This window comes from Asticcacaulis sp. P4_H10 (assembly GCF_056400965.1).
On sequence record NZ_JBFUKH010000005.1, the window covers coordinates 179,673 to 203,718 of the forward strand.

Here is a 24,046-nt window from a genome sequence, read left to right on the forward strand (position 1 = left end):
ACCATGTTGGCCAGACGCATCATCCCCTGTCTCGACGTCAAGGACGGCAAGGTCGTCAAGGGCGTGCAGTTTGTCGGTCACGAAGTCCTCGGCGACGCCGTCGACATGGCGCTGCGTTACCGCGACGAAGGCGCCGACGAACTGGTGCTCTACGACATCACCGCCTCGTCCGAGGGCCGCACGGTCGACTACAACTGGGTGCGCGACATCGCGCGCGCGCTGGACATTCCGTTCTGTGTCGCCGGCGGCATCCGCTCGGCCGAACAGGCGGTCAAATGCCTCGACTCTGGCGCCGACAAGGTGTCGATCAACTCGCCGGCGCTGGAACGCCCGGATCTGATCAATGAACTGGCCGAAATGGCCGGATCGCAATGCGTCGTCGTAGGTATCGATTCACGAGAAATGGACAACGATTACTACGTCCACCAGTACTCCGGCGATCCTGACAAGATTCGCCAGGCTGGCCGCCGGACGCTCGACTGGGTCATCGAAGCGCAAAGCCGTGGCGCAGGCGAAATCGTTCTCAATTGCATGAACCAGGACGGCGTGCGCAAGGGCTACGATATCGTCCAACTTCGTTTGGTACGCGACAAGCTCAACATCCCGCTGGTGGCGTCCGGTGGCGCCGGTGCGCCCGAGCACTTCCGCGACGTGTTCGACCAGGCAGACGTTTCCGGCGCCCTGGCCGCCAGCGTGTTCCACAAGAAAATCATCGCCATCCCCGACCTGAAAGCGCAATTGCGCGGGGACGGGATTGCCGTGAGACTGTAAAGACTACCCCTCCGTCATTCCGCAAGGAATGCCACCTCCCCAGCCTCGCCGGCAGGCATTCGCTAGGGAGGAGAAGCGCCCCTCTCCTCCCCATGACAATGGGGAGGGGGACCACGAAGTGGTGAAGGGGTATCTATCCAAGGACGACCATGCCAGACGCTCATACCCTGCCCGATCCGCTGACGATCGCCGACATCGCGAAGATCGACTTTGCCAAGGAAGGCGGCCTGGTGCCCGCCGTCGTCCAGCACGCCGATACGCTCCAGGTCCTGATGCTCGGCTACATGAATGCCGACGCCCTGAAGCACACGCTGGACAGCGGTCTGGTGACCTTCTGGTCGCGCTCGAAATCGCGTCTGTGGACTAAGGGCGAAACCTCGGGCGACACGCTTAAACTCGACCGAATCCTGACCGACTGCGACGAAGACGCCCTCCTCGTCTATGCCCGGCCGCAAGGCCCGACATGCCACACCAAGACGACCTCGTGTTTTGGCCACGAAGACGCGCCGGGCATCGGCTTCCTCGGTCATCTGGCGGCCATCGTGAAGGACCGCGCCGCCGCCGATCCGGCCGACAGCTATACGGCACGGCTGATGCACAAGGGCATTGCCAAGATCGCACAGAAGGTCGGCGAAGAAGGCCTGGAAACGGCGCTGGCCGGCCGCGCCGGCGATCTCGACGAACTGCACAGCGAAGCCGCCGACCTGCTTTATCATCTGACGGTATTGCTGATGGCGCGCGACACATCGCTGGAGGCCGTGCTCGATGTCCTGCGTGAGCGCCACCGCGGCTGATTTACAATAACGGCATTACGTGGTTTCCTGCGTCATCGGCAGCGCAGGGGGACATTATGCGTCGAGGCTATTTATCCTTAGGTATCAAGGACATTTTTGATCCGAAGGGCCGGATCGACCGGCTGACCTATTTCATATACGGCGCGATTCTCGGCATCATCAGTGTCGTTATCCAGGGGCCGCTACTGGCATTTTCGGCCGTATTGGGCGACACCGCCCAGTCCTATATTTCGGAATATCCCGCCATTTACCTCGCGTTGGTGGTGTTGCCACTGCTCTACGGCCAATTCTGTATCTACGCCAAACGGCTCCACGACTTGAACCTGCCGGCGATCCTGGCAGTACCGCTGTTTGGTGAAATCATTTTCAATGTTGTCTTTAGCTTTGTCCCTCCCTTGGAAGAATTCAATCTTGAGCCGAAGATGCTGGCCACCATCGGGATGATCCTGGGCGGCGCCATCATCGTTGCGCACCTGTTGCTGCTGTTCGTTCCCGGGACGCGCGGCCCCAACAGGTATGGCAGCAATAATCTCGGCAATCCGTTGCCCAAGCCCAAAATCCTCGAAGGCTAATCTTCCCGCCGGGCGGCGACACCCGTTTACAGCCGAAGAGATTTGGGCTTAGACTTGGTTAACGGGGTTACGGGAACATGGATATGCTGAAGCTGGGATGGAACACCGAAGGCCGCCTTAGCCGTCAGGATTATCGCGCGGCACAGACCAAGATCGGCGTGACCTCACTGATCGCCGTCATACTGGGCGCCGGCGTAGTGCTTGGCTTCACCAAGCAGAACACCTATGTGTCGCTGGCCGTTGTGGCGGTCGTCGTCGCCGGCGTGCTCTACCTGCAGTATCGTGACGCACAACTGGCCATCCGGCGCCTGCACGACCGCAACCTGCCGGGATGGCTGCTGTGGCCGATCATGCTGTTCACCCTGTTTGTCATCGGCACGGCCAGCACGGTCCTGATGGGTGCGCTCTATGAAGGCGGCCTGATGCGCTTTCTGTGGAATCTGTGGGAGCTCACCCAGCCTCTCGTCGGACTGGCCTTCAGCCTGGGCGGCTATGGCGCGCTCGCCGCCCTGGCCATGGTCGGCTACAGCCTTTTTATCCAGTACAACCTGAACGCCAACGCCAAACCGGGGCCGAACCGCTACGATTCGGCGCCCGCCGAGTGACCGAATTGCCGCAGGGTTAATATCGCGTCATCGATTGTGATGGTTTTATTTGCACTGCACCTATGCGTGCGCCATAAGCGCTCAGGGCAATAAGATTCTTGTTTTGTCGCGATATTTTGCCGAAAACCGCTAGCACTTTTCGGCATATCGCTCAGGGGTAAACGCGGAAATGGCTTCGCTCATCGACATGATCACGGCGTTTATCGCCCTTCTGGTGTCGGCGGCCTTCCTGCATTTTGGCGCCGACAAGGATGCAATTACCGCCCAGCCTGATCCTGTGCCGGCCGAACAGTCCGCGAATCACTCCATGGCGCCGTCATCCGACCAGGGCGACGCCTGATTCGCGCAAGTTCATGTACTGAGCCGCACAGGTCGCAGCCGTTAATTGTCCGTGAAAGGATAGGATTCGCGCTTCCGGAACGCGGGATTCTGACAAATTCCTTTGCCTTGCACGTGAGTTAGAGATAGCTTTCGCCTGATGGGAGAACCTGTCGGGGCGATGCCGGAGATATGTATTCTGGCGGAAGCGGCGGGGTTGCAGGACTGTTAGATGAAATCGAGACGCCCCCCTTTGAACACCTCCGGTACCCGCACAAGAACGCGCCTGGAGACAGGCATAGCCGGTTCTGAAACCGAAGCGGACATCAGCGTGGATGCAGGCCTGGATTCGCCTGCCGATGACCTGCTCGAAGCGCCCCTGACGACGTCTTTGGATACCGAAGCGACCGCCGATCTCGACATCCCGCACGCGCCGCCGGCCATGGACTTTTCGCCGCCGCCGGCGCCGGACATGCCACCGGCGCGTTTCGAGCCCAGGGACACCGCGACGCAGGACGACGCCAAGCCGGGCCTGCGCCGCGAACTGACACCGCGTGTCGAGCCTGAAGGGGTACTTAAGGCCACGGGCGCCTCGCCCCTGCTCTTCTGGGGCACGACCGGTTTCATCAGCCTGTTATGGGCATCTGGCCTGGCCGCCTTCATGCTGGGCGCTCAGAACAATAGCGGTGCCTTCGCCGTCGAACCCTTCCGTTTGATCGTGATCGGCTTCCTGGCTGTATTCCCGACCGGCCTGATCTTCGCCGCTGCCTTTGCACTTCGCAACGCCGCAGCCCTGTCGCGGCAATCCGCCCGCGCAGCAGCTTTGGCCGATTCGATGCTGGCGCCGGCGGCTTCGGCCGCCATGCAGACGCACGAACTGGTCGATCAGTTGCGCGCTCAGGTCGATCACGCCGTCCGCGCCGTCCGCCTGGCACACGTCGACATCACCGAACTGCAGGCCAAGCTGAAGAGTGAGACCGACCGCCTGCACGATGCCGCCAATATCGCCCGCGCCACCACCATGAGCGTCACGCGCGCCATGGAGCACGAACGCGAAGCCGTGGCACGCATGAGCGAGCAACTGGCCTTGCAGGCCAACGGCATTATCGAAGTCGTCGATCGTCAGGCGCGCATGGTTGCCGATGCCTCCGACCTGGCGCAAACGCAGTTGCGCGAAGCCGAGGCCACCCTGGCCGTTCGCGCTACGGACATGATGACGGCCGCCAACGATGTCTCGACCAATGCCCGCCTGATCAGCGAAGACCTGGACCGTCAGACCCAGCGGCTGGAAACGGCCGGTTCGGGCGTCGCCGGCCAAATCCGTTCGGTCGAGGAAGGCCTGTCGCAGCAACGCGCCGGCCTTGTCGCTGCCGCCCTTTCCCTACGCGCCGATCAGGAAGACTTTGCCGTTCACATCGAAAACCAGCGCGCTCAGTTGACCGAGGCCCTGGCCATCACTCGTGTCGCCACCGTCGATCTGGGTGAGACTTCGGCGCGCGGCGTCGACGTCCTGCGCGATATCGTGCAGTCGGCTCAGGAACAGTTCCGCGCCGTGCTGGGTGTTGCTGAGAATGAACGCACCTCGTTCGAAACGCGCATCCACGCCACCCTGTCCAACATCTCGGTCATGGCCGCCGACGCCCGCGACGACCTGATCAGCGAAACGCGCCGCTCGCTCGAGCAACTGACGGCGGCTGCCAGCGACGCCAAGAAGGCCGCCGATACAGCTGCCCAGACGGCCCAGGGCCGCGTCGATCGCCTCAACGAATCGATCTTCGAAGCCTCAAAGAAGGCCGACGAGGTGTTCGATTCGCGCTTTTCCGCTGCACGCCGCCTGATCGAGGATTCGGCCGAACTGATCAACCAGGCCGGCGACCAGACCGCCGAGCGGCTCGACAACAGCTTTGCCCACACGCGGCAGACTATCGCTGAGGTCAATGAGGCGCTCAATGAACTGACCCACAGCGCCGACCAGTTGCCGCTGATGGCCCAGGACCGCCTGCACGAAATCCGCAGCGCCGTCGAAGAAGGCCTGGCGGCGATGACGGCGGCGGCGCGCAAGGCCGCGCTCGAAACCGAAGCCGTCGACAGCGCCTTCCAGGACCGCGTTCGCCGCAATTACGACATGCTGACCGAAGCCGTGCGCCTGATGGGCGTTATCTCCGGAGATCAACCGCTCTCCTCCGCGCACCTGTCAGCACCGGCGCCCCAGTCCGTCACGCGCGATCCCCGTACCCCGCCGCCCGCCCTGCCGCGCGCGACTGCGCCACACCCCCAGGCGATGCCGCGTCCAACGCCTGCCCCGCAGCCGGCGCGTGAGACGTCTCGCCTGCGCCTGACGCCGCTGCCCGCGGAAACCCGCCCGACACCCGTGCCGCAGCCCCAGCGTCAGTCGCCTCAGGGGCAAAAGCCCCAGGGAAGCCGCGCCAACGAATCGAACGGCTGGTCATGGCGCGATCTACTGAATGGCATGGACAGCAACGGCAATCCTCCGCGCGATCCCCTTGAAATCCCTGCGGACACCGGCGCGCGCACGGCACCGCAAGCCCCTGTCGACGCCGACTTCGACGACGATCTCGATGACGTCATGGTCGGTGAGGTCAGCGCCATGGGCGTGGATGCTGCATCGCTTCTCAGCCGCACGCGCATAGATGAAATGATCACCTCGATCATGGCCGAAAACAACGAAGGCGCGCGTAACCTGGTGCGCCGCATCGCGCCAGCGGCCGTCCGCCGCCTGAACCGACGCATGATGTCTGATCCCGTACTGCGTCAGCACGCGTCTGAATTCGTCAATGCTTACGACCAGCAGGTCAATCTTGCCCTGATGTCCAAGGATGCGTCGCGCGGGCTGCAAGAAGTGCTCGGCAATGACAAGGGCCGCGCCTATCTGCTGATCGACGCGGCGATCGCTGATATCATTTAATGAAACTTACCCTTCGCGCTGAAACCTTTCCGATCGCGGGCACCTTTACCATCGCGCGCGGATCGAAGACCGAAGCCCACGTCGTTTACGTCGAAGTCGCGGATGGCAGCCATATCGGCCACGGCGAAAGCGTGCCCTATGCGCGGTATGGCGAAAGCATCGAAGCATCCCTGGCCGAACTCGAAGCCGTGCGCAATCAGGTCGAAGCCGGACTCACCCTTGATGCGCTGCAGAGCCTGATGAAACCCGGCGCGGCACGCAACGCGCTCGACTGCGCCCTATGGGATTTGCGCGCCAAGCAGAGCGGCGTCCCGGCCTGGCAGGCCGCCGGACTAAAGCGGGTCGATCCGCTCAAGACAGCCTATACGTTGAGCCTGGCTACGCCCGAAGTCATGGGCCAGCAGGCCGCTGCCAATGCCCGCCGCCCGCTGCTCAAGCTCAAGATCGGCGGCGCCAACGATCTCGATCGCGTCGAAGCCGTGCGCGCCAACGCCCCCAATGCCCGGCTGATCGTCGATGGGAATGAAGGCCTGAGTTTCGACGATCTCGTCCGCATCGCACCGGACCTCGCCAAGCTCGGTGTCAAGCTGATCGAACAGCCGCTGAAGGTCAGCGAGGACGAGCAGTTGCTGGGTTTCGACAGTCCTGTGCCGCTGTGCGCCGACGAAAGCCTGCACGATCGCTCCGAACTGGCGCGGTGCGCCCGACTCTATGCCTGTGTCAATATCAAGCTCGACAAGACCGGTGGGCTGACCGAGGCCCTGGCCCTGAAAGCCGAAGCGAAAGAAGTCGGCTTGGAGATCATGGTCGGCTGCATGGTCGCAACCTCGCTCAGCATGGCGCCAGCGATGCTGGTGGCGCAGGGCGCGGACTTCGTCGATCTCGATGGGCCGCTGCTGCTGGCGCGCGACCGCGATCATGGGCTGGAAGTCACCGGCTCCATCCTGCATCCTCCGACACCCGCCCTATGGGGTTAACCTCAGGCGCAACCGATAAAGCCTGACCGCACACAGCAAGCCGACCGTTGCCAGCCCCGCCATGACGCCGTAGCCATGCAGGCCGAAATGCGCGAAGGCCATCCCCGAAGCCAATGTCCCCAACCCCATCATCACGCCGTTGGAATAGGCGGCGTTGATCGTCTGTGCCAGGCCTTCATAGCCCTTGGGTGTCAGGCGGTAGACCAGTTCCAGTCCAGCCATATAGGTCGCGGCGAAGCTGAATATATGCAGCAATTGCGACGCCGCCAGTAGCCACAGCGGCGCGTCCCACATCATCAGGCTCCAGCGGAAGACTGTCACGGCGCCCGCCAGCAGGATCATCCGCCACGGCCCCATGAAGCGGCGAAAGCGTTCGCCCAGCATCATGTAAGCGATCTCACCGATCACGCCGATCGCCCAGAGGTTGCCGCACCAGACCGGCGACAGGCCGGCCTCCTTCCAGATCAGGGTCGAGAAGGCATAGTAGAAACTATGCGAGGCCTGAAGGCAGGCAATGGCCATGAACAGCCAGGCCAGGCCGGGCGTCGCCAGCAGGACTTTCAAGCGCGCGAAGCCTGAGCCCCGCGTCTCCGTTGCCAAATGGCTGCGATCCTGACGCGGTTCGGGCGGCAGGACGATCCGCCCAAGCATGGCCATCAGGCCGACGGCGCACACCACCCAGAACAGGATGATGTCCGGCGGCAGGACCAGCAGCAGCCACCCCATGGCGACGTCGGCGATAATAAAGGCGAACGACCCGACCGAACGCGGGATGGCGTAGGTAAAACCCTGGCTGCGCGACAGTTGCAGGGTCATCGAATCGAGCATCGGGCTGATACTGGTCGAACAGGTGTAGGCACAGGCATAGAGGATCAGAAACGCCACAAAGCGCCAGGGGCCATAGACGTCCCCCAGCCCCATCAGGGCGTAGAACAGGCAGGCCGCCGCCGCCAGCCAGACCATCGGCGTGCGGTAAAGGGTGAACCGGTCGGCCCACAGGCCGCTCAATGGACCGCTCAGGGACCTCAGCAACAGGGGCACGGCAAGGATAACGCCGATCTGCTGCGCGGTGATCCCCTGATCGCGCAGCCACACCGGCATGTACGGCAGGTTAGCGCCGGTCATGGAGAACAGCAGCACATAGAAACCTGCCTGGCGAGCGGATGTCGTCAGCAACGGGTTCGGTGGATTGGGGGTTGTGGCGGCGGCCATTTGCGGCGTAAACTTTGAGACACACAGGTGCGCCGCTATTTTCTAAAGACCATGATCGATTCTGTAAATTCTTCCATGACTTCGAAATCCCGATCCGGCGCGGCTCCGCGGGGTCTTTATCCCGACATCGAACCCTATGATACCGGTCATCTGGCAGTCGGCGGCAAGCACCGGATCTATTACGAACAGTGCGGCAATCCGGCCGGCATTCCGGTCGTCGTGCTGCACGGCGGCCCGGGCGGGGGCATCTCGGCGAACCTGCGCTCGTACTTCAATCCGGACGGTTACCGCATCATCCTCTTCGACCAGCGCGGCTGCGGGAAGTCTACGCCGCATGCCTCCGAGGACGTGTCGCTGGAAGACAATACGACCTGGCACCTCGTCTCCGACATCGAGCGCTTACGTGAAAAGCTGGGCGTCCGCCAATGGGTTGTGTTTGGCGGATCGTGGGGCTCGACCCTGTCGCTGGCCTACGCCCTGAAACATACCGACAGTGTGCTGGGCCTGATCCTGCGCGGCATCTTCCTGGTACGCAAATCCGAGCTCGACTGGTTCTATCAGGAGGGCGCCAGCCACATCTATCCGGACATCTGGGAACGCTTCATCGCGCCGATCCCTGAGGCAGAGCGCGGTGATTTGCTCAACGCCTATATCGCGCGGCTGAATGGCTCCGACAAGGCGGTGCAGCGGGCGTGTGCGCTGGCCTGGAGCGGCTGGGAAGGCGACACCCTGTCGATTGAAGGGCCGTCGGACGCCGGCTCGAAATTCTCCGATCCCGACTTCGCCATCGCCTTTGCGCGCATCGAGTCGTGGTATTTCAAGAACGGCGGCTTCTTCGAGACTGACAACTGGATTCTGGAGAATATCCGCCGTCTGAAAGACGTGCCGGCCTGGATCGTCCAGGGCCGCTATGACGTCGTGACGCCGATGACGACGGCGTGGGAGCTGCATAAGGCCTGGCCGGAAGCGCGCTTCAACCTGGTCAGGAAGGCCGGCCACTCGTCGAGCGACGACGGCATATTGCACGGCCTTGTCGCCGCTGCTGACGAAGCGTTGGCATTACTCGCAAAATAACATATCCGCTGAGGGCAAAAAGCCACACCCGCTTCTTGATCACATAACAACATAACGGCGGTCTTGCCGTATGGTTAATTGTTGTTAAGGTGTTTGTGAGCGCAGGTATGGCCAGCATTTGGGGCAAAGGACTGACGCGCTCCCCGGGGGTTGCGTGGGAAGTTTGTTGCCAGAATCTCTGGACGTAGCGGCGGGGCTTGTCTTCGTCTACCTGCTCATGAGCGTGCTCGCGACCGTAGCGCGCGAGGCCTTCGAAGGCTTCATGAAGCGCCGTTCCCGCAACCTGGAAAAGGGCCTGATCGAACTTTTGTGCGATCACCCGGTGGAAAAGCCCAAGGGCAAGACCAAAGCCAAGACAAAGACAATCGAGGGCTATGAAGTCCTTCAGGCCTTTTACGATCACCCCTTGATCATGTCGCTCTATCGCGGCCGCTACACCATCCCGCCCAAGCGCCACCCGCTTCAGGGCCGGTCGATGCCGTCCTACGTGCCAAGCTCGCACTTTGCCTATGTGTTGCTCGACATGCTGTCGGAACGCGGCGGCTTAGGCACCGACCAGGGCGTCAGCCTCAACGCGGTCATGGACGGATCGCGTCAACTGGGCAATCCGCGCCTGGCCCGCATGGTTCAGTTCGCCGTGAGCAATGCCGGCGGCGATGTCGACAAGGCACGTGTCTTCCTCGAAAGCTGGTTCAACGCCACCATGGACCGCGTCTCGGGCTGGTATCGCCTGGAAACGCAAACCTTCCTGTTCTGGGTCAGCCTGGCGGCTTGTGTCATACTGAACGTCAACACTGTCGTCATCGCCGATGCGCTTTACCGCAGCCCCACCTTACGCAAAGGCGTCGAAGTGGCGGCCGAGGCCTATTACCAGAAACACGCCGCCGGCCAGCTTCAGACCGGTGAGCTCCAGACGCTGGGCAACAACCCGCTGAACGAGCTGGGCCTGCCGCTGGGCTGGACGCAGCAGACGCGTGACGCAATGGCACGGCTGTTTGCCCGCGAAGAGGCCCGCGCAGTTGATCCGGAGGCGGTCGCCCTTTTGACGGTCACAGCAAAGGACAGCCAGAGCTGGACCGGCCAGGTCGCGTCGTCCGTCAATGGCGCCTGGCAGGAGGTCGTCAACTTCTACTATGGCACGCCGGGACTCGGCGACAACACGCTGTTCAACTTCCTGCCCTTCGTGTCCTTGATCATGGGTTGGGTGATGACGGCCTTTGCCGTGACCCTGGGCGCGCCCTTCTGGTTCGACGTGCTGAGCAAGCTGATGGTGGTGCGTTCGACCTTCAAACCCAATGGCGGCGGCCAGCGCGGTGACGGTCAAAAAGACACCGTGTCCGGACTGGCGGCCATCGCGGCAACGCTGGCTCCGCCACAGCCGGTGGTTCAGGAAACCAAGCCTTTCCTGAGTTTTAGCAATAGCCAGGTCGCCGTTGTCCTGCAGGACGATCTGCCGGTTGATCCCAACCAGCGCCCGCGCGACGCCTGATCGCCATGGCAATCATCACGCCTGAAACCCTTCTGGCTCTGGCGCCGACGACGCGGCGGGCGGCGGAATACGCCCCCGCCCTGGACGCCGTGCTCGAACGCGCAGGCGTCACGACGCCTTTGCGGGTCGCGCATTTCATGGCCCAGCTCTGCCATGAATCGGGAGGGTTCCGCGCCCTGGTCGAAAACCTCAACTACCGCCCTGAGACCCTGATGGCGGTGTTCAAGAAGCGCGTTCCGACCCTCGAGCAGGCGCAGGCGCTCGTCAATGCCGGCAAGGACGCCATCGCCGAACATATCTACGGCGGACGGCTAGGGAATGTGAACCCCGGCGACGGCGCCCGCTTTATCGGCCGCGGCTTCATCATGGTCACCGGCCGCACCAATTACGAGCTGTGCGGCAACCGCATAGGCCAGCCCCTGACCGAGCGGCCCGAACTGCTGGAGCAGCCGGCCATCGCCGCCCTGGCGTCGGCAGCCTTCTGGCAGATGAACAATCTCAATGCCGCCGCCGACCAGGACGATGTTGGCCTGGTGACGCGCCTGATCAATGGCGGCGACAACGGGCTGGCGGATCGCCGGGTGCTGACCGATAAGGCACGGCGTCTCTGGCAAGTGACGGCCCCCGTGGCCTTGCCCAGCCCACCGCCGCCATTACCCGCACCACCATCTGCCCTGCCGCCGGGCATGCTCAGTCGCTATTTCTCGCTGGACGAGATGACCTTTTCCTCGACGGCAGCCCGTCAGCAGATCGACAACACGCCGTCGGCAGCTATTTTGGAAAAGCTGCGGGAAACGGCCAACCAGATGGACGCGGTACGCGAGCTTCTGGGCTATCCGATAACGGTGACCAGCGGCTACCGCAGCCCGGCACTCAATGCTCTGATCAAGGGCTCGCCGACAAGCGCGCATATGAGCGGCCAGGCGGTCGATTTCGTCTGCCGCCAGTTCGGCACGCCGCTGCAGATCTGCCATAAGATCGCGGCCAGCAATATCCGCTTCGACCAGCTGATCCAGGAAGGGACGTGGGTACATATTTCATTCGACCCGCGCATGCGCCGCGAAATCAAGACCGCCAACTTCTCAGGCAGCGCGACGACCTATACGCCAGGGCTTTAAGCTGCCTCCCGAAACTGCCCGGAAATCCGGAGCCTTGAGTTGAGTTATAGCCGACTGGCCGTAGCGCGCTCCTGGCCGTAAAAGCCTTCAAATTGGATGAGATGGCAGGAGCTGAGCGCCGCCTGTACTTGAGTACAGGCAAGCGATAGCGACGCACCAGATCACCAATTTCAGGGCTTTTACTCGAAGCGCGCGAAAATGGACTGCTGCCTCGGCAGCTCCTGATAGCGGTGGACGTGGACGCCCAGGATCAGACCGAAACCCGTCATCAGCGAAAGCATGACCGTGCCGCCGTACGAGACCAGCGGCATGGGCACGCCGACGACCGGCGCCAGACCCATCACCATGGCGCCGTTGACCAGCACGTAGAAGGCGAAGGTCGCAGTCACGCCCCCGGCAGCCAGGCGGCCGAAGTGCGAGTGCGAGGTCGAGGCCATGCGCAGCGCCATGAAGAAGATGGCGCCCGCTAGCGCAAACACGGCAAAGCCGCCGGCAAAGCCCAGTTCTTCGCAGACGCCAGCCATGATGAAGTCAGTGTGCTTTTCCGGCAAAAAGTTCAACTGCGACTGCGAACCGAGCCCCAGTCCCTTGCCCAGCAGCCCGCCGGAACCCATGGCGATCTTCGATTGCAGGATGTGGTAGCCGGCGCCCGACGGGTCGGCTTCGGGATTAAACAGAACGTCGATCCGCTTGCGCTGATAGTCGTGCAGGACGAACTGATAGGCGACCGGCACGGCTGCCGCTGCGGCAGCGGCGCAGCCCGCGATGACCTTCCAGTTGAGACCGGCCAGAACCATGACGGCCACACCGGTAAAGGCGATCAGCAAGGCGGTGCCGAGGTCGGGCTGGTGCATGACCAGGGCCGACGGCACGCCGATCATCAGGGTCGGAAAGATCAGCTTCCAGGAAAAGTTCGCCTCCTTGGCCGAGGCTTCGTGGTAGAAGCGCGCCAGCCCAAGGACGATGGAAATCCGCATCAGGTCCGACGGCTGGAAGGCAAAACTGCCGATCGCCAGCCAGCGCTGGGCGCCCATGCGCACGTCGCCGAACGCTTCGACGGCAACAAGCAATAGCAGTGACACAGCATAGGCGGGATAGGCGATCCACAGCCAGACGCGCAGATCGACAAGGGCCAGACAAAGCGTCAGCACCAGACAGATACAGAAGACGATCAGCTGGCGATAGGCCCAGGGCTGCCAGCTCATGCCTCCAGCGCTGTATTGCAAAAGCAGGCCAATGCTGGCCAGGCCGATCAGGCAGACGACAAACACCCAGTTGATCTGCATGACCTTGGAGTCATAACGTTCACGCTGACCGGGACGGGAAAGGGCTGAATCGACCATAATCTACTCCTAGACCCGCCCTTGCGGCGCCGCCGCAAGGCCTGCTCTGCGCTTTTCTTTTATCGCAATGTCTGGCGAAAAACCGCTGCACACTTTTTCGGACATTGCTTTAATCCGCCCGCGCTGTGGTATCGACCGGCACATCGACCTCGGCTGTCGTTGATGCCGAAGCATCTGCGTTCAGCTTGCCGGTGTCGATCGCGGTATTGACTGGCCCGGTAATGCGTTTGCGGATCTCCGGGTCCTTGATCAGGGCCAGGCGCATGATTTCACGCGCCTTGGGCGCCGCGAACCGTCCGCCGGCGACACCGTGCTGAACGACGACCGCCAGGCCGTATTTCGGCTGATCGACGGGCGCGTAACAGACAAACAGGCCGTGATCCTTGTACTTCCACTCGTTGGCCTTGCGGATGCCGGTCTTGTCGTAACCGCGCACCTGGGCCGTGCCGGTCTTGCCGGCCATGTGAATATTGGGGCCGAGGTCGAGCTGCGACTGGCGATAGGCCGTGCCGTCCGCGTCGTTCGACACGCGGTTCATGCCATCGCGGACGATGGCAAGGTGCGCTTCGGGGATCTCGATCGTCTTGAACTTCGACATGTGGTCTTCGAGTTCGGGGCCGATCTTGTTGACCAGATAGGGCTCGACCGCCTTCTTGCCGTTGGCGATGCGCGAAACATAGGTCGCCAGCTGGATAGGCGACACCAGGGTCATGCCCTGGCCGATAGCGGCCGACAGGGTCTCGCCCGGATGCCACACAGGGTCCTTCTTGCGGTACTTGCGGACATATTCCTGGTCAGGCAGCAGGCCCTTCTTCTGGCCTTCGATGCCGAGGTCCGGATAGATGTGCTCCAGGCCCAGCTTACGGCCGGCGCGGGCGATACGGTCGATACCGGCGCGATTGCACATCGAATAGAAGTAGACGTCGCACGAATGCTTGATGGCGCCGACCATGTCGACCGAACCGTGGCCGCCGGGTTTCCAGCAGCCGAAGCGGCGGCCGAAATAGAAGGATCCGCTGCAATGGACGCGCTCGGCCGGATTGATGTTGGCGTCGAGCAGGGCCAGGGCAGTCGTCATCTTGAAGGTCGAGCCCGGCGCGTAGGTCGAGCCGACCGCCTTGTCGAGCAGGGGCAGGCGTTCATAGTCGCGCAGCAGCCCGTAGGCGTCGCCCGCAATGCCCGACACGAACAGGTTCGGATCGAAGGCCGGCGTCGAGGTCATGCACAGGACTTCGCCCGTCTGGACGTTCATCATGACCGCCGAGCCAGAATCCTCGCCAAAGACTTCGAGGGCACGCATCTGGATATCGGCGTCAAGCGTCAGGGTAATGTCCTGGCCCGGCTTAGGCGGGATCATGCCCGCGGGGTCTTCGGCTACGACCTGGCCCTCGGCATTGACCTCAACCTTGCGCCCGCCCGCCGTGCCGCGCAGCTGCGCGTCGTAGGAGCGTTCGATGCCCGTCTTGCCGATGCGGAAGGACGGGTGCCTCAGCAGCTTGTCTTCGGCCTCGTTGTAGTCCGGCCGGGCCTTTTCGCGCGCCAGGTCCTTAGCGTTGATCTTGGAGACGTAGCCGATGACGTGGCTGAAGGCGCCGCCATAGTGATAGACCCGAAGCTGGTCCATGTCGGCGACGACGCCCGGAATGTCCTTCGCGTAGAGACTGACGCGCGAGAAGTCCTCCCAGTTCAGGTCCGACGCCAGGATGGTCGGCACGAAGCGCTGGTTCTGGTTGAGATCGCGCAGGATGCGGCGCCGGTTGGTCACCGCCTGGGGCAGGATATAGGAGACCTCCGCCAGGGTGTCGTCGATATTCTTGACTTCGTTGCTCTCGATCATCACGCGGAAGGACGGGCGGTTACCCGCGATGACCTTGCCGTTGCGGTCGAGGATGTCACCGCGCGGCGGCGGGATGAGGCGGAAATTATACTGGTTGGCGGCCGACAGTTTCTGGTACTTGTTACCCTGCAGGACCTGGAGGTGTGCCAACCGGCCGGTCAGCGCGAACAGGCCGAGCGCAACCGTTCCGCCCAGGATGAAGATGCGGCGGTGAAACGCGCCCTGGCGTTCATTGACATCGGTAAAGACGATCGACGGCTCGGCCATATTACGCCTCACTTCGGTGAGGCGTCAGCGCCCGACCGGGCGCCGGCGACAATTCGCCGCCCTCGCGGAGGCATGAGCGCAGCGAATTAGCCGTGAGCGATATCATCTCTATCACCCGAAGCGAACGTCAGCGTGGACATATTTGTCCAGCATATAGGGCACGACCGGGAACAGCAGCGTCGTGGCGATTAGCTGTTCGGCGACACCGATCAGGCGGACGACTGAGCCTGTATCGAGGGCGATCAGCATGACACCCATGGCGAAAAAGACGATCTCTGTCACGATATAGATGCCGAAGACGACGCGCCAGTCCTGGCCGGCGACGTAGCTGCGCACCGTGACCAGAGCGCCGTACACGATCATCAGGGTCAGGGTGTAGAAGCCGAGCGGCGCCGACCAGTAGACGTCAAGGAAGAGCCCAAGCGCCGCAAGGACGAGTGGCGCCAGATAGGATGGCCGGACCAGCGGCCAGACGAAGGCCAGGACCAGCGGCATGACGGGTTCGGGCAGGTGCAGGCCAAAGATGCGGATCGGCGTCGCCAGGACGATGGTTATGGCGATTGCCAGCAGGGCCGGCATGAACAGCCATTCCCACGGCCCGATGACGCGCGAGGCGATGGAGCCACGCAGATTGCGGCTGATGGTCGCCTTCTTGGGGCGCTGCCGGAACAAACCCCGGTCAAGCGGCGCTTTCATCAGTTGGCGCCCCCAGCAGGAGTTGAAGGCGGGGGCGTTGAAGGCTGGGGCGTAAAGGGTCGGAGTTCAGGCGCCGCCTGAGACGACGATGCAGACACTGACGCGGCGGGGCGCGGCTTCGGTTTGGGCGCAACGGTGCGCGAAGCGGCCGACGAAGCCGAAACGGCAGTTGCCGTTGCTGGCGTGGCCGAAGTAACGGCCGCACTGGAACTAATGCCTGCACTGGCCGAAGCCGGTACGACCGGAGGCAGGGCGGGCGGGGGCAGCAGGTCACTGACCGGCGGCGTTTTCAGCAACTGGTCAGCGTCGGGCAACCGCGAGAAGTCTTTGAACAATAGCACCTTGACGAAGTCGATCGGTGCGCGGTCGGCATAGAGACGCACGCGCCACACGCCGTCGACGCCCTGGTCGGCCTCGCCTACCGGCAGGCCGCGCGGGAAGATGCCGCCGTCGCCTGAGGTCAGGATCTGGTCGCCCTTCTTGATAACATTCTTGCCGCGGATGAATTCCAGCTTGGGGCAGCAACCGCCGTCGCCCTTCATCATCGCGCGGGCGTCGGTGCGCATGACCATGATCGGCACGTGGCTGGTGACGTCGGTAACCATCAGTACACGCGACACGCTGGGGCTGACGCCGACAATGCGGCCAACCAGGCCCTGGTCGGTGATGACCGGGTTGCCGAAGGTGATCTTGCGGCTGGCGCCGGCGTCGATCAGGCGGTTATTGTTGAACGGCCCACGCGTCACCGACACAGACCGCGCCGTAACAGCTTCGACCGCCGGCTCGGTGCGCAGGTTGAGCAGTTTTTCATAGCGCTCATTGACGTCCTTGAGAACGAAATATGCGTCGCGGTATTGGCGCAGTTCCGCCACCTGCTTTTTCAGCGTGCGGTTCTCGCTGGCGGCAAACAGATAGTCGTCGAGCCAGCTGGTGCCGGCGCCAACGACGTGGACGGGCGCGGCCAAAGCACCATTCACTGGCTTGGCGGCACTGTCGAAGGCAGAGCGGTCGCCGTAGGTATTGGGTTCGACCTCTTCGCGCCGGTCGCCCAGCAGCATCAGCGCCGCAAAGATGCAGACGCCGACGACGATGGCCATCACCGCCCAGGTCACGGGCAGTTTAAGATGCTCGAAGTGCTTGTTGTCCCCGTAAGCCACTTAAGTACTTCCTTGGCCCCTGCCGGGGACCGGAACTGTTCGGACAGCAAACCTGCGGCTATCCCCTCGCAATCGAACGTTTCGTCAGACAGGCGTCGCTGTAATGGTCAAGTACGACCGGACCGCGACGCCATTATGACCAATTATGACAAGGTGGCGTCGAGAATGCCCTTCATCCAGCGCGGATGCTCCAGCACCCGGCCGCAACCGATGGCCACGCACGACAGCGGGTCTTCGGCGACCGATACCGGCAGGCCGGTCTGATCACGGATTTCGACGTCTAGCCCGCGCAGCAGCGCGCCGCCGCCCGTCAGCATGATGCCCTTGTCGGCGATATCGGCCGCCAGTTCCGGCGGCGTGGCTTCCAGGGCAACCTTGACCGCATCGATGATCTGCGCGACCGGCTCGGCCAACGCTTCGGCGGCCTGGCGCTCCGACATGCGGACTTCGCGCGGCACGCCCTGCATCAGGTCGCGGCCCTTGACCTCGATCGCCATGCCTTCGCCATCGTGCGGGACGCGGGCGGTGCCGATGTCCTTCTTGATGCGTTCGGCGGTCGTTTCGCCGATCAGCAGGTTGTGGTTGCGGCGCATGAAGTTGGTGATGGCTTCGTCCATCTTGTCGCCGCCGACGCGGACCGACTTCGAATAGACGATACCCGACAGAGACAGAACCGCGACTTCTGTCGTGCCGCCGCCGATATCGACAACCATCGAACCCGTCGGCTCATGGATCGGCAGGCCGGCGCCGATAGCAGCCGCCATGGGCTCATCCAGCAGGCCGACGCGGCGGGCCGAAGCGTTGAGGCACGAGTCGTTGATGGCGCGGCGTTCGACGGCGGTGGCGCCCGAAGGCACGCACACGATCACCTTGGGATTCACAAAGCCCTTGCGGTTGTGAACCTTGCGGATGAAGTACTTGATCATTTCCTCGGCGACTTCGAAGTCGGCGATGACGCCGTCGCGCATCGGGCGGATGGCTTCCATGTGGCCCGGCGTGCGGCCCAGCATCTGCTTGGCCTCGATGCCGACAGCGTGGACCCTCTTGATACCGCCGACATTGCGCAGTGCCACGACGGACGGCTCATTCAGCACGATGCCCCGGCCCTTCATATAGATAAGCGTATTGGCCGTACCCAGGTCGATAGCGATATCGTTGGAAAAACCGCCGAAAAGGGACTTAAACATGGACTAAACTGCCTTGGGTTCCGAAAGTGTGGGAGGCCGGGATTGGGGGAGAAGCGAAGGGTAAGATTGCGCGCTGGCAAGCCTTATTCAGGGGCTTGAATCGCAGGCGTGACCTTGTAGAAAGCCATCACTTGCCCGTATCTCAGATGAATTTCAAGGGGCTTGGTGAAAAAGTTGGTTTCAAGTTACAAGCCAATTGGTTAATTTAGCGTTTTCCCTTATAAATCAAAGGGTCTCGCACACTGAAATCACTTTTATTTTAGGTGTCGAAGTGGGGCTTGATCAGCACGAATCGTGACCGCACGCCACTACGTGAAATCTGTCCGGATTTTGGCCGTTCAGCCCCGATCCTTGCCCGCCAGATAGAGCTTGCGCGCGCCCATCATGACGCCCAGCCACACGAGTGCCAGCAGGGCCAGCAGCAGGCCCGTCTTCCAGCCGTCCGGACCGCGAAAGGCCGTCAAGGACCCGCCCAGGATCGCGACCAGCAGGATCTTCGGAATACTGCCCAGCGCGCAGCCGGAGAGAAACGCCAGGAAGGATGCTTTCGTGGCGCCGAAGGCCATATTGACGACGATCGGCGGCGCGGTCGGCAGATTGCGGATGATGAAGGACGCCGAAAAGGCGTTGCGGCCGATATAGCCCGACAGCTTGTCGACATGATTGCCGCCGAACTTCTGCAGCAGACCCTGGCCCATGAACCGCCCCATATAGAAGGTCATGGCCGCGGACGTGACGGTCGCGACCCAGCTATACAGCCCGCCCCAGATCGGCCCGAAGACCAGGACCGATGCGGCCACCAGGATGAACTGCGGCGCACCGAACAGGGCCGAGACGCAGAAGACGAGCGTAACGATCACGACAGCCATCGGCGAGTTGCGATAACCTGCCATCCAGTCTTCCAGCGCCAGCAGGGCCAACTGCCCCCATTCCGACCGGCTGACGAGCAGTGTCAGGACGACAAGGGCTAAAACAACAACCGAAGCACCGATGGCGCGATACATTTTTGCATCGAGATGGACGAAAAATCCGCTCAGCTTGCGCCACATCTCTTGTAAATCATTGTGCATCGCACACCCTCTATGGCAGGGAGGCTACACTTGGGATAACTCCCGGCCCTTAGCAAGAGATTTTGGCAAAGATGAGCGATGACGGTTGGACAAACGAAATTGGGCGAGTAAAGAGGGTCCTGCATTTTGGCACCTCCAATCCCCAGGCTAAGGTCAACCCGATGGCATCCTTTTCCGAATCCGACACGCTGAAGCGCGTGAAGCCCTCCCCCACCCTGGCCGTGACGGCCAAGGCCAGAGAACTGGCCCGTCAAGGCAAGAAGGTCATCAGCCTGGGTGCCGGCGAGCCGGATTTCGACACGCCCGAAAATATCTGCGATGCCGCCATCAAGGCGATTAAGCGCGGTGAGACACGCTATACCGACGTCGACGGCATCCCTGAACTCAAGGCGGCCATCGTCGAGAAGTTCAAGCGCGAAAACGGCCTTGAATACAAGACGACCCAGGTCAGCGTTTCGCCTGGCGGCAAGCCGGTCATCTATAATGCTATGATGGCGTCGCTGAACCCCGGCGATGAGGTCATCATCCCGGCGCCTTACTGGGTGTCCTATCCGGACATGGTCCTGCTGGCCGGCGGCACGCCTGTCTTCGCGGTCGGCGAAATGTCGACCGGCTTCAAGCTGAAGCCGGAAACGCTCGAAGCCGCCATTACGGCAAAGACCAAGTGGGTCATCCTCAACTCGCCGTCCAACCCGTCGGGCGCAGCCTATACCGAAGCCGAGCTGAAGGCGCTGGGCGAAGTGCTCAAGAAGCACCCGCAGGTGTGGATCCTGACCGACGACATGTACGAACACCTGACTTTTGACGGTTTCAAGTACACGACGATCGCCCAGGTCGTGCCGGAACTGTACGACCGCACCCTGACCATGAACGGCGTGTCGAAGGCCTATTCGATGACCGGTTGGCGCATCGGCTACGCCGCGGGTCCTGAGCCGTTGATCAAGGCCATGGCCAAGATCATCTCGCAATCGACCTCGAACCCGTGCTCGATCGCCCAGTGGGCCGCCGTCGAAGCGCTCAACGGGCCGCAGGACTTCATCCCGCAGCGCGCCTCGGTGTTCCAGAAGCGCCGCGACCTGGTTGTCGCCATGCTGAACAACGCCAAGGGCATCCACTGCCCGACACCGGAAGGCGCCTTCTACGTCTATCCGTCGATCGCCGGCTGCATCGGCAAGCAGGCACCGTCGGGCAAGATCATCAATTCGGACGAGGACTTCGCCGGTGAGTTGCTGCAAACCGAAGAAGTCGCTGTCGTGCACGGCGCCGCCTTCGGCCTGTCGCCCTTCTTCCGCATCTCGTACGCGACGTCGGAATCGGTCCTGACCGAAGCCTGTTCGCGTATTCAGCGCTTCTGCGCTGCGCTGAAGTAAGATCAGACGTTTTGTAAACGTCGCGTCTGTGCCACGGCTCTCCATTTCCAAGACTGAAGCGTCCGCCTTCCTCCCCATTATCGGGAAGGAAGGCGCGACGTTGTGTGCTTACGCGTTATTGCCGTGACCAATCTTATCCCCCAAGTCTGGCTGATTGCACCGGGCCTGCTTTTCGCCGGCCTGGCGGGCGCGGCCATAGCCGCCATGCTGCTTAGCATGCTCGTGACAGGCGGGGGGCCGGTCGACCAACCGCGCCAGCGCGGCATGCATTGTCAACCGACGCCAACCAGCGGCGGCCTGGCCGTCATGGCGGCGACGGCGCTTGCGACAGGGCTGATCCTGTGGCTGTCTCCCGGTCATATTCCCGGCAGCGGCAAGGATGGACTAGCCCTGTTCGGCTTCGCTATTCTCGTGGGCCTGACGGGCGCGACGGATGACATCCTTGGCCTGCCCGCCAAGCTGCGCCTGGGTATCCAAATCGCCCTGTGTGCTGCCTTTGGCTACATGTACCGCGTCGACACCCTGACCTTCGGTTTCGGCATCGCCCTGGATGTCTGGTGGCCGATTGGCGTCCTGGGCAGCGCGGCCTGGCTGGTCCTGTGCATCAACGCCATCAATTTCATGGACGGTTCCAACGGCCTTGCGCTCGGGTCACAAATCATTGCGCTTCTGGTCATCACCCTTCTGGCCGTCCTGATGGCGCCATCCAGCCTCACCGGCGCTTTTGTCGGCATACCGACCCTGATCTGCATCTGTGCCGCCGGCGCCAACCTGGGTTTTCTGCCGTTCAACCTGCCCTTTCAACACCCAGGCAAGGCCAAGGCTTTCCAGGGCGACGCAGGCGCCTTTTTTGCCGGCGCCCTGATCGGCGGCGCCTGCCTGCAACTCAAGGCTTATAATGTCGGATCGGTGTGGTTCGGCGGCTTCCTGCTGGCGCCATTGCTGGTCGATGTCGTCCTGACCCTGGCCTTACGCGCTCGTACGCGCAAGAACCTGTTGCAATCGCACAAGGAGCATCTCTACCAACTGTGGTTGCAGCGCCGCGACCCCAGCCACCTGAACCTGGCCCTGCGCGTCTGGGGTCTGTGCCTGGCGTCGTCGATGGTCGGCCTGATCGCGCGTTTTTTCGGCGTCCAGACCGGCGTCGATGTCCGCTTCCCCGCCCTCGTGCTCGTCGTTGTTGTCTACGGTTTCGGCTGGTTCGCCATTCGCCGCAAACTGTTCGGCCGGCCGGTCTTCGGCTGATTGTTTGTCGCGCTTTTTGGAAAGCGCGACTACCCGTCTTCGTCTTCCCCGACCTTACCGCGATTGGCCTTGACGGTCGAGCGTATAGACTTGCCCAACAGACGCCGGCGTACCGATCCCTGGGTTGGCTTTGTCTTGACACGCGGCGGCGGCGGCGGTTCGGCGGCCTTGCGCACCAGTTCGACGAAACGCTCCAACGCCGCCTTGCGGTTCATATCCTGCGTACGGTGAACCTGGACGAAGAGCACCAGTTCCCCTTCCTGCGTCACGCGCCGTCCACCGAGCTTGGTCAGGCGCTGCTTGACGTCATAGGGAATGGTCCAGTTGTTTTCGATCGAGAAACGCAGCTCGACCGCTGTCGCCACCTTGTTGACATTCTGGCCGCCGGCGCCCGACGACCGCACGAAGCTTTCGTGCAGCTCGTCATCGGGAACAGAAATCTTCGGCGTGATGAAAACCATGGCGCCTTGTGCTGGAAAGCGGGGGCGCTGTCCAGAGGATCAGGGCTTGCTCACGCCAGACCGCATGCCCAGGTCAAGCGCCAGCAGAGGCGCCAGTCCGTCAATCATCGGTGTCATGGGCAGACCTGCCGCCGCCAGTTGATCTGACGTCCAATTGTTGCAGAGCCGAGCAATGGAAAAGTGCTCGCGGCTCTTGAAGAACATGCTATCGGACGTGGTAAGGTCGACGTCCACCGGCTGGCCAGCCTGCACTACGAAAGACCCCTCCAGGCTCCGCGCCAAGGCAGCAAACCCGGCTTCGGAAATGACAACGGGCGTGGCGATTGGATCGACAAAGGCGTGCTCGGGCGGCGCGTCAAACCCATAGACCCGAATGACCGAAGGATTGCCAGGCCAAAACAGTGCGCGAAGACCGTCGATCATCCGCGCGAATGACACGCCTTTGGCGGTATAGAAGCCCTTGTCGCCCCAGCCGTAAGCCAGCCACCTATGCCTGCCGCCGGCCTTGCCGGCTTCGGCCAGCATGCCACCGCGCGCCATAACCCGATCGCCCGGCAGGACAACATCGCTATGGAAGCCGTTGTTAAGGACGTAAATGGTCACGCCCTTGTCGCGAGCTGGATAGATTGCCCGGTCACCGGGTCGCGCTGTGAAAACGACCGCCAACAACCAGGCGCACAGCAAGGCGACGGGCAATTTCCAAACCAGGCCTTTACGGAACATCTGCATGACAGCATCTCCTCGATGGGAAATGAACCACGTTCAAAGTAAACTGTCCAGCGAATTATCACGGATTCGTGATAATAAAAAAGCGCCCGCATTGCGGGCGCCTTTTCCTAAAGTGCCCTCCGATCAGGCGTTCAGGGTCGACTTCAGCATCCAGCGATGCTTTTCGTGCGCCGTGATGCGCTGGGTCGCAAGGTCGGCCGTCGACAGGTCGCCAGCTTCCTCAGCGGCTTCGGCTGTTGCTTTCAGCGTGGCAACCGTCGTTTCGTGGCCGGCGATCAGGTCCTTAAGCATGCCTTCGGCGTTCAGTGTAGGGTCGCCATCCTTGATCGAGGTCAGGTTACCAAGCGCGCCATGGCCCATGGGCGCGAATTGATCGAGTGCCCGAATCCGTTCGGCGATCTCGTCGATGGCCGTCCAGATTTCGGTGTACTGCTCTTCCAGCAGAAGGTGCAGACCGCGGAAGTTCGGTCCGCGCACGTTCCAATGGTAGCCGTGGGTCTTCTGGTAGATGGTGAAGCTGTCGGCCAGGACCTTGGACAGTTCGTGGGCGACGGCCTTGTCGGTGTCGACGGCCTTCTTGGCTGAATCAGGCATGGTTCAGGGCTCCTCTCACAAAGCGATATGCCGAAAATTGTGCAGCGGTCTTGGCAAAAGATCGCCGCAAGGTGCGGCTTGAATGCCTCAGATATGTCCTGTCCGCATAAGGATTCAATAGATGACGCAAGGAAATTTCGTGGATCAAACTGTCATAATTCGTGAAGCTTCGATACATATTCCCTATTGCATCCTGCAGCGCCGGGACTATCTTATGACCACCTTATGCTGAAA

The 24,046-nt window shown here is 62.1% G+C and carries 22 protein-coding genes; 12 read left to right on the forward strand and 10 right to left on the reverse strand.

The annotated features are described in order from the left end of the window. The first annotated feature begins 3 nt into the window (after nucleotides 1–3). The 7 genes from hisF to dgcA all read left to right on the forward strand — a co-directional run bounded on the left by hisF (nucleotide 4) and on the right by dgcA (nucleotide 6,963). Nucleotides 4–771: an imidazole glycerol phosphate synthase subunit HisF gene (gene hisF, locus AC1DON_RS10795; RefSeq protein WP_476934806.1), complete on the forward strand. Its 768-nt coding sequence runs from the start codon at nucleotides 4–6 to the stop codon at nucleotides 769–771. A gap of 149 nt (nucleotides 772–920) precedes the next feature. Continuing rightward, nucleotides 921–1,565 (forward strand): bifunctional phosphoribosyl-AMP cyclohydrolase/phosphoribosyl-ATP diphosphatase HisIE, encoded by a 645-nt coding sequence (hisIE, locus tag AC1DON_RS10800; protein WP_476934807.1) that lies wholly within the window; start codon nucleotides 921–923, stop codon nucleotides 1,563–1,565. 56 nt (nucleotides 1,566–1,621) lie between these two features. Continuing rightward, a complete protein-coding gene (locus AC1DON_RS10805) occupies nucleotides 1,622–2,137 on the forward strand; it encodes a DUF805 domain-containing protein (RefSeq protein ID WP_476934808.1) in 516 nt (171 codons plus the stop codon). An 83-nt stretch (nucleotides 2,138–2,220) separates the two neighbouring features. Further along, a complete protein-coding gene (locus tag AC1DON_RS10810) occupies nucleotides 2,221–2,742 on the forward strand; it encodes a DUF805 domain-containing protein (protein WP_476934809.1) in 522 nt (173 codons plus the stop codon). A gap of 169 nt (nucleotides 2,743–2,911) precedes the next feature. Further along, the gene (locus tag AC1DON_RS10815) at nucleotides 2,912–3,082 is read left to right on the forward strand and encodes a hypothetical protein (RefSeq protein WP_476934810.1); all 171 of its coding nucleotides are present in this window, start codon (nucleotides 2,912–2,914) and stop codon (nucleotides 3,080–3,082) included. A 210-nt stretch (nucleotides 3,083–3,292) separates the two neighbouring features. Continuing rightward, nucleotides 3,293–5,986 carry a tipN gene (locus tag AC1DON_RS10820; protein ID WP_476934811.1) on the forward strand — a complete coding sequence of 898 codons (2,694 nt, stop codon included), beginning with the start codon at nucleotides 3,293–3,295 and terminating at the stop codon, nucleotides 5,984–5,986. Further along, nucleotides 5,986–6,963 (forward strand): N-acetyl-D-Glu racemase DgcA, encoded by a 978-nt coding sequence (dgcA, locus tag AC1DON_RS10825; protein ID WP_476934812.1) that lies wholly within the window; start codon nucleotides 5,986–5,988, stop codon nucleotides 6,961–6,963. Before AC1DON_RS10820 ends, dgcA begins: the two co-directional genes overlap by 1 nt. Here the strand turns inward: dgcA and AC1DON_RS10830 are convergent. Beyond that, the gene (locus tag AC1DON_RS10830) at nucleotides 6,952–8,175 is read right to left on the reverse strand and encodes an MFS transporter (protein ID WP_476934813.1); all 1,224 of its coding nucleotides are present in this window, start codon (nucleotides 8,173–8,175) and stop codon (nucleotides 6,952–6,954) included. The two genes, dgcA and AC1DON_RS10830, sit on opposite strands and share 12 nt — an antisense overlap. Before the next feature lie 75 nt (nucleotides 8,176–8,250). Here AC1DON_RS10830 and pip point away from each other — a divergent pair, with 75 nt between their 5' ends. The 3 genes from pip (at nucleotide 8,251) to AC1DON_RS10845 (ending at nucleotide 11,856) form a co-directional block, all read left to right on the forward strand. Then, nucleotides 8,251–9,249 carry a prolyl aminopeptidase gene (gene pip / locus AC1DON_RS10835; RefSeq protein WP_476934814.1) on the forward strand — a complete coding sequence of 333 codons (999 nt, stop codon included), beginning with the start codon at nucleotides 8,251–8,253 and terminating at the stop codon, nucleotides 9,247–9,249. A gap of 166 nt (nucleotides 9,250–9,415) precedes the next feature. Continuing rightward, nucleotides 9,416–10,738 (forward strand): hypothetical protein, encoded by a 1,323-nt coding sequence (locus AC1DON_RS10840; protein WP_476934815.1) that lies wholly within the window; start codon nucleotides 9,416–9,418, stop codon nucleotides 10,736–10,738. 5 nt (nucleotides 10,739–10,743) lie between these two features. After that, nucleotides 10,744–11,856 (forward strand): D-Ala-D-Ala carboxypeptidase family metallohydrolase, encoded by a 1,113-nt coding sequence (locus AC1DON_RS10845; RefSeq protein WP_476934816.1) that lies wholly within the window; start codon nucleotides 10,744–10,746, stop codon nucleotides 11,854–11,856. Between the two features lie 179 nt (nucleotides 11,857–12,035). Here AC1DON_RS10845 and rodA read toward each other — a convergent pair whose 3' ends face one another. The 6 genes from rodA to AC1DON_RS10875 all read right to left on the reverse strand — a co-directional run bounded on the left by rodA (nucleotide 12,036) and on the right by AC1DON_RS10875 (nucleotide 19,413). Beyond that, entirely contained in the window at nucleotides 12,036–13,199 is a 1,164-nt protein-coding gene (rodA, locus tag AC1DON_RS10850) for a rod shape-determining protein RodA (protein ID WP_476934817.1), read from the reverse strand. A 109-nt stretch (nucleotides 13,200–13,308) separates the two neighbouring features. Further along, nucleotides 13,309–15,303 (reverse strand): penicillin-binding protein 2, encoded by a 1,995-nt coding sequence (gene mrdA, locus AC1DON_RS10855; protein WP_476934818.1) that lies wholly within the window; start codon nucleotides 15,301–15,303, stop codon nucleotides 13,309–13,311. Between the two features lie 111 nt (nucleotides 15,304–15,414). Beyond that, nucleotides 15,415–15,999 carry a hypothetical protein gene (locus tag AC1DON_RS10860; RefSeq protein WP_476934819.1) on the reverse strand — a complete coding sequence of 195 codons (585 nt, stop codon included), beginning with the start codon at nucleotides 15,997–15,999 and terminating at the stop codon, nucleotides 15,415–15,417. Further along, nucleotides 15,999–17,156: a rod shape-determining protein MreC gene (gene mreC / locus AC1DON_RS10865; protein ID WP_476934820.1), complete on the reverse strand. Its 1,158-nt coding sequence runs from the start codon at nucleotides 17,154–17,156 to the stop codon at nucleotides 15,999–16,001. The genes AC1DON_RS10860 and mreC overlap by 1 nt, the downstream gene beginning before the upstream one ends. 143 nt (nucleotides 17,157–17,299) lie before the next feature. Then, entirely contained in the window at nucleotides 17,300–18,343 is a 1,044-nt protein-coding gene (locus tag AC1DON_RS10870) for a rod shape-determining protein (RefSeq protein WP_476934821.1), read from the reverse strand. A 338-nt stretch (nucleotides 18,344–18,681) separates the two neighbouring features. Beyond that, the gene (locus tag AC1DON_RS10875; protein WP_476934822.1) at nucleotides 18,682–19,413 is read right to left on the reverse strand and encodes a TVP38/TMEM64 family protein; all 732 of its coding nucleotides are present in this window, start codon (nucleotides 19,411–19,413) and stop codon (nucleotides 18,682–18,684) included. Between the two features lie 161 nt (nucleotides 19,414–19,574). Between AC1DON_RS10875 and AC1DON_RS10880 the strand changes: the two genes are divergently transcribed. Together AC1DON_RS10880 and AC1DON_RS10885 are read left to right on the forward strand one after the other, a co-directional pair. Continuing rightward, the gene (locus AC1DON_RS10880; RefSeq protein ID WP_476934823.1) at nucleotides 19,575–20,783 is read left to right on the forward strand and encodes a pyridoxal phosphate-dependent aminotransferase; all 1,209 of its coding nucleotides are present in this window, start codon (nucleotides 19,575–19,577) and stop codon (nucleotides 20,781–20,783) included. A gap of 123 nt (nucleotides 20,784–20,906) precedes the next feature. Continuing rightward, complete coding sequence (locus tag AC1DON_RS10885) at nucleotides 20,907–22,028, forward strand: glycosyltransferase family 4 protein (RefSeq protein ID WP_476934824.1); 1,122 nt, start codon at nucleotides 20,907–20,909, stop codon at nucleotides 22,026–22,028. Nucleotides 22,029–22,057: 29 nt separating this feature from the next. Here AC1DON_RS10885 and arfB read toward each other — a convergent pair whose 3' ends face one another. From arfB to AC1DON_RS10900, 3 genes are all read right to left on the reverse strand, one after another. Beyond that, on the reverse strand, nucleotides 22,058–22,489 hold the full coding sequence (gene arfB, locus AC1DON_RS10890; protein WP_476934825.1) for an alternative ribosome rescue aminoacyl-tRNA hydrolase ArfB: 432 nt from the start codon (nucleotides 22,487–22,489) through the stop codon (nucleotides 22,058–22,060). Nucleotides 22,490–22,528: 39 nt separating this feature from the next. After that, entirely contained in the window at nucleotides 22,529–23,218 is a 690-nt protein-coding gene (locus AC1DON_RS10895) for a DUF2459 domain-containing protein (protein ID WP_476934826.1), read from the reverse strand. A 123-nt stretch (nucleotides 23,219–23,341) separates the two neighbouring features. Further along, nucleotides 23,342–23,812: a Dps family protein gene (locus tag AC1DON_RS10900; protein WP_476934827.1), complete on the reverse strand. Its 471-nt coding sequence runs from the start codon at nucleotides 23,810–23,812 to the stop codon at nucleotides 23,342–23,344. Nucleotides 23,813–24,046: the final 234 nt, after the last annotated feature.

Coding starts and splice junctions, on each gene's coding strand:
- AC1DON_RS10870 (WP_476934821.1), bottom strand. CDS start 18,343: ATGTTTAAGTCCCTTTTCGGCGGTTTTTCCAACGATATCGCTATCGAC.
- arfB (WP_476934825.1), bottom strand. CDS start 22,489: ATGGTTTTCATCACGCCGAAGATTTCTGTTCCCGATGACGAGCTGCAC.
- AC1DON_RS10805 (WP_476934808.1), top strand. CDS start 1,622: ATGCGTCGAGGCTATTTATCCTTAGGTATCAAGGACATTTTTGATCCG.
- AC1DON_RS10895 (WP_476934826.1), bottom strand. CDS start 23,218: ATGCAGATGTTCCGTAAAGGCCTGGTTTGGAAATTGCCCGTCGCCTTG.
- AC1DON_RS10845 (WP_476934816.1), top strand. CDS start 10,744: ATGGCAATCATCACGCCTGAAACCCTTCTGGCTCTGGCGCCGACGACG.
- mrdA (WP_476934818.1), bottom strand. CDS start 15,303: ATGGCCGAGCCGTCGATCGTCTTTACCGATGTCAATGAACGCCAGGGC.
- hisF (WP_476934806.1), top strand. CDS start 4: ATGTTGGCCAGACGCATCATCCCCTGTCTCGACGTCAAGGACGGCAAG.
- rodA (WP_476934817.1), bottom strand. CDS start 13,199: ATGGTCGATTCAGCCCTTTCCCGTCCCGGTCAGCGTGAACGTTATGAC.
- AC1DON_RS10880 (WP_476934823.1), top strand. CDS start 19,575: ATGGCATCCTTTTCCGAATCCGACACGCTGAAGCGCGTGAAGCCCTCC.
- AC1DON_RS10900 (WP_476934827.1), bottom strand. CDS start 23,812: ATGCCTGATTCAGCCAAGAAGGCCGTCGACACCGACAAGGCCGTCGCC.
- AC1DON_RS10830 (WP_476934813.1), bottom strand. CDS start 8,175: ATGGCCGCCGCCACAACCCCCAATCCACCGAACCCGTTGCTGACGACA.
- AC1DON_RS10860 (WP_476934819.1), bottom strand. CDS start 15,999: ATGAAAGCGCCGCTTGACCGGGGTTTGTTCCGGCAGCGCCCCAAGAAG.
- AC1DON_RS10875 (WP_476934822.1), bottom strand. CDS start 19,413: ATGCACAATGATTTACAAGAGATGTGGCGCAAGCTGAGCGGATTTTTC.
- AC1DON_RS10820 (WP_476934811.1), top strand. CDS start 3,293: ATGAAATCGAGACGCCCCCCTTTGAACACCTCCGGTACCCGCACAAGA.
- AC1DON_RS10815 (WP_476934810.1), top strand. CDS start 2,912: ATGGCTTCGCTCATCGACATGATCACGGCGTTTATCGCCCTTCTGGTG.
- AC1DON_RS10810 (WP_476934809.1), top strand. CDS start 2,221: ATGCTGAAGCTGGGATGGAACACCGAAGGCCGCCTTAGCCGTCAGGAT.
- pip (WP_476934814.1), top strand. CDS start 8,251: ATGACTTCGAAATCCCGATCCGGCGCGGCTCCGCGGGGTCTTTATCCC.
- dgcA (WP_476934812.1), top strand. CDS start 5,986: ATGAAACTTACCCTTCGCGCTGAAACCTTTCCGATCGCGGGCACCTTT.
- hisIE (WP_476934807.1), top strand. CDS start 921: ATGCCAGACGCTCATACCCTGCCCGATCCGCTGACGATCGCCGACATC.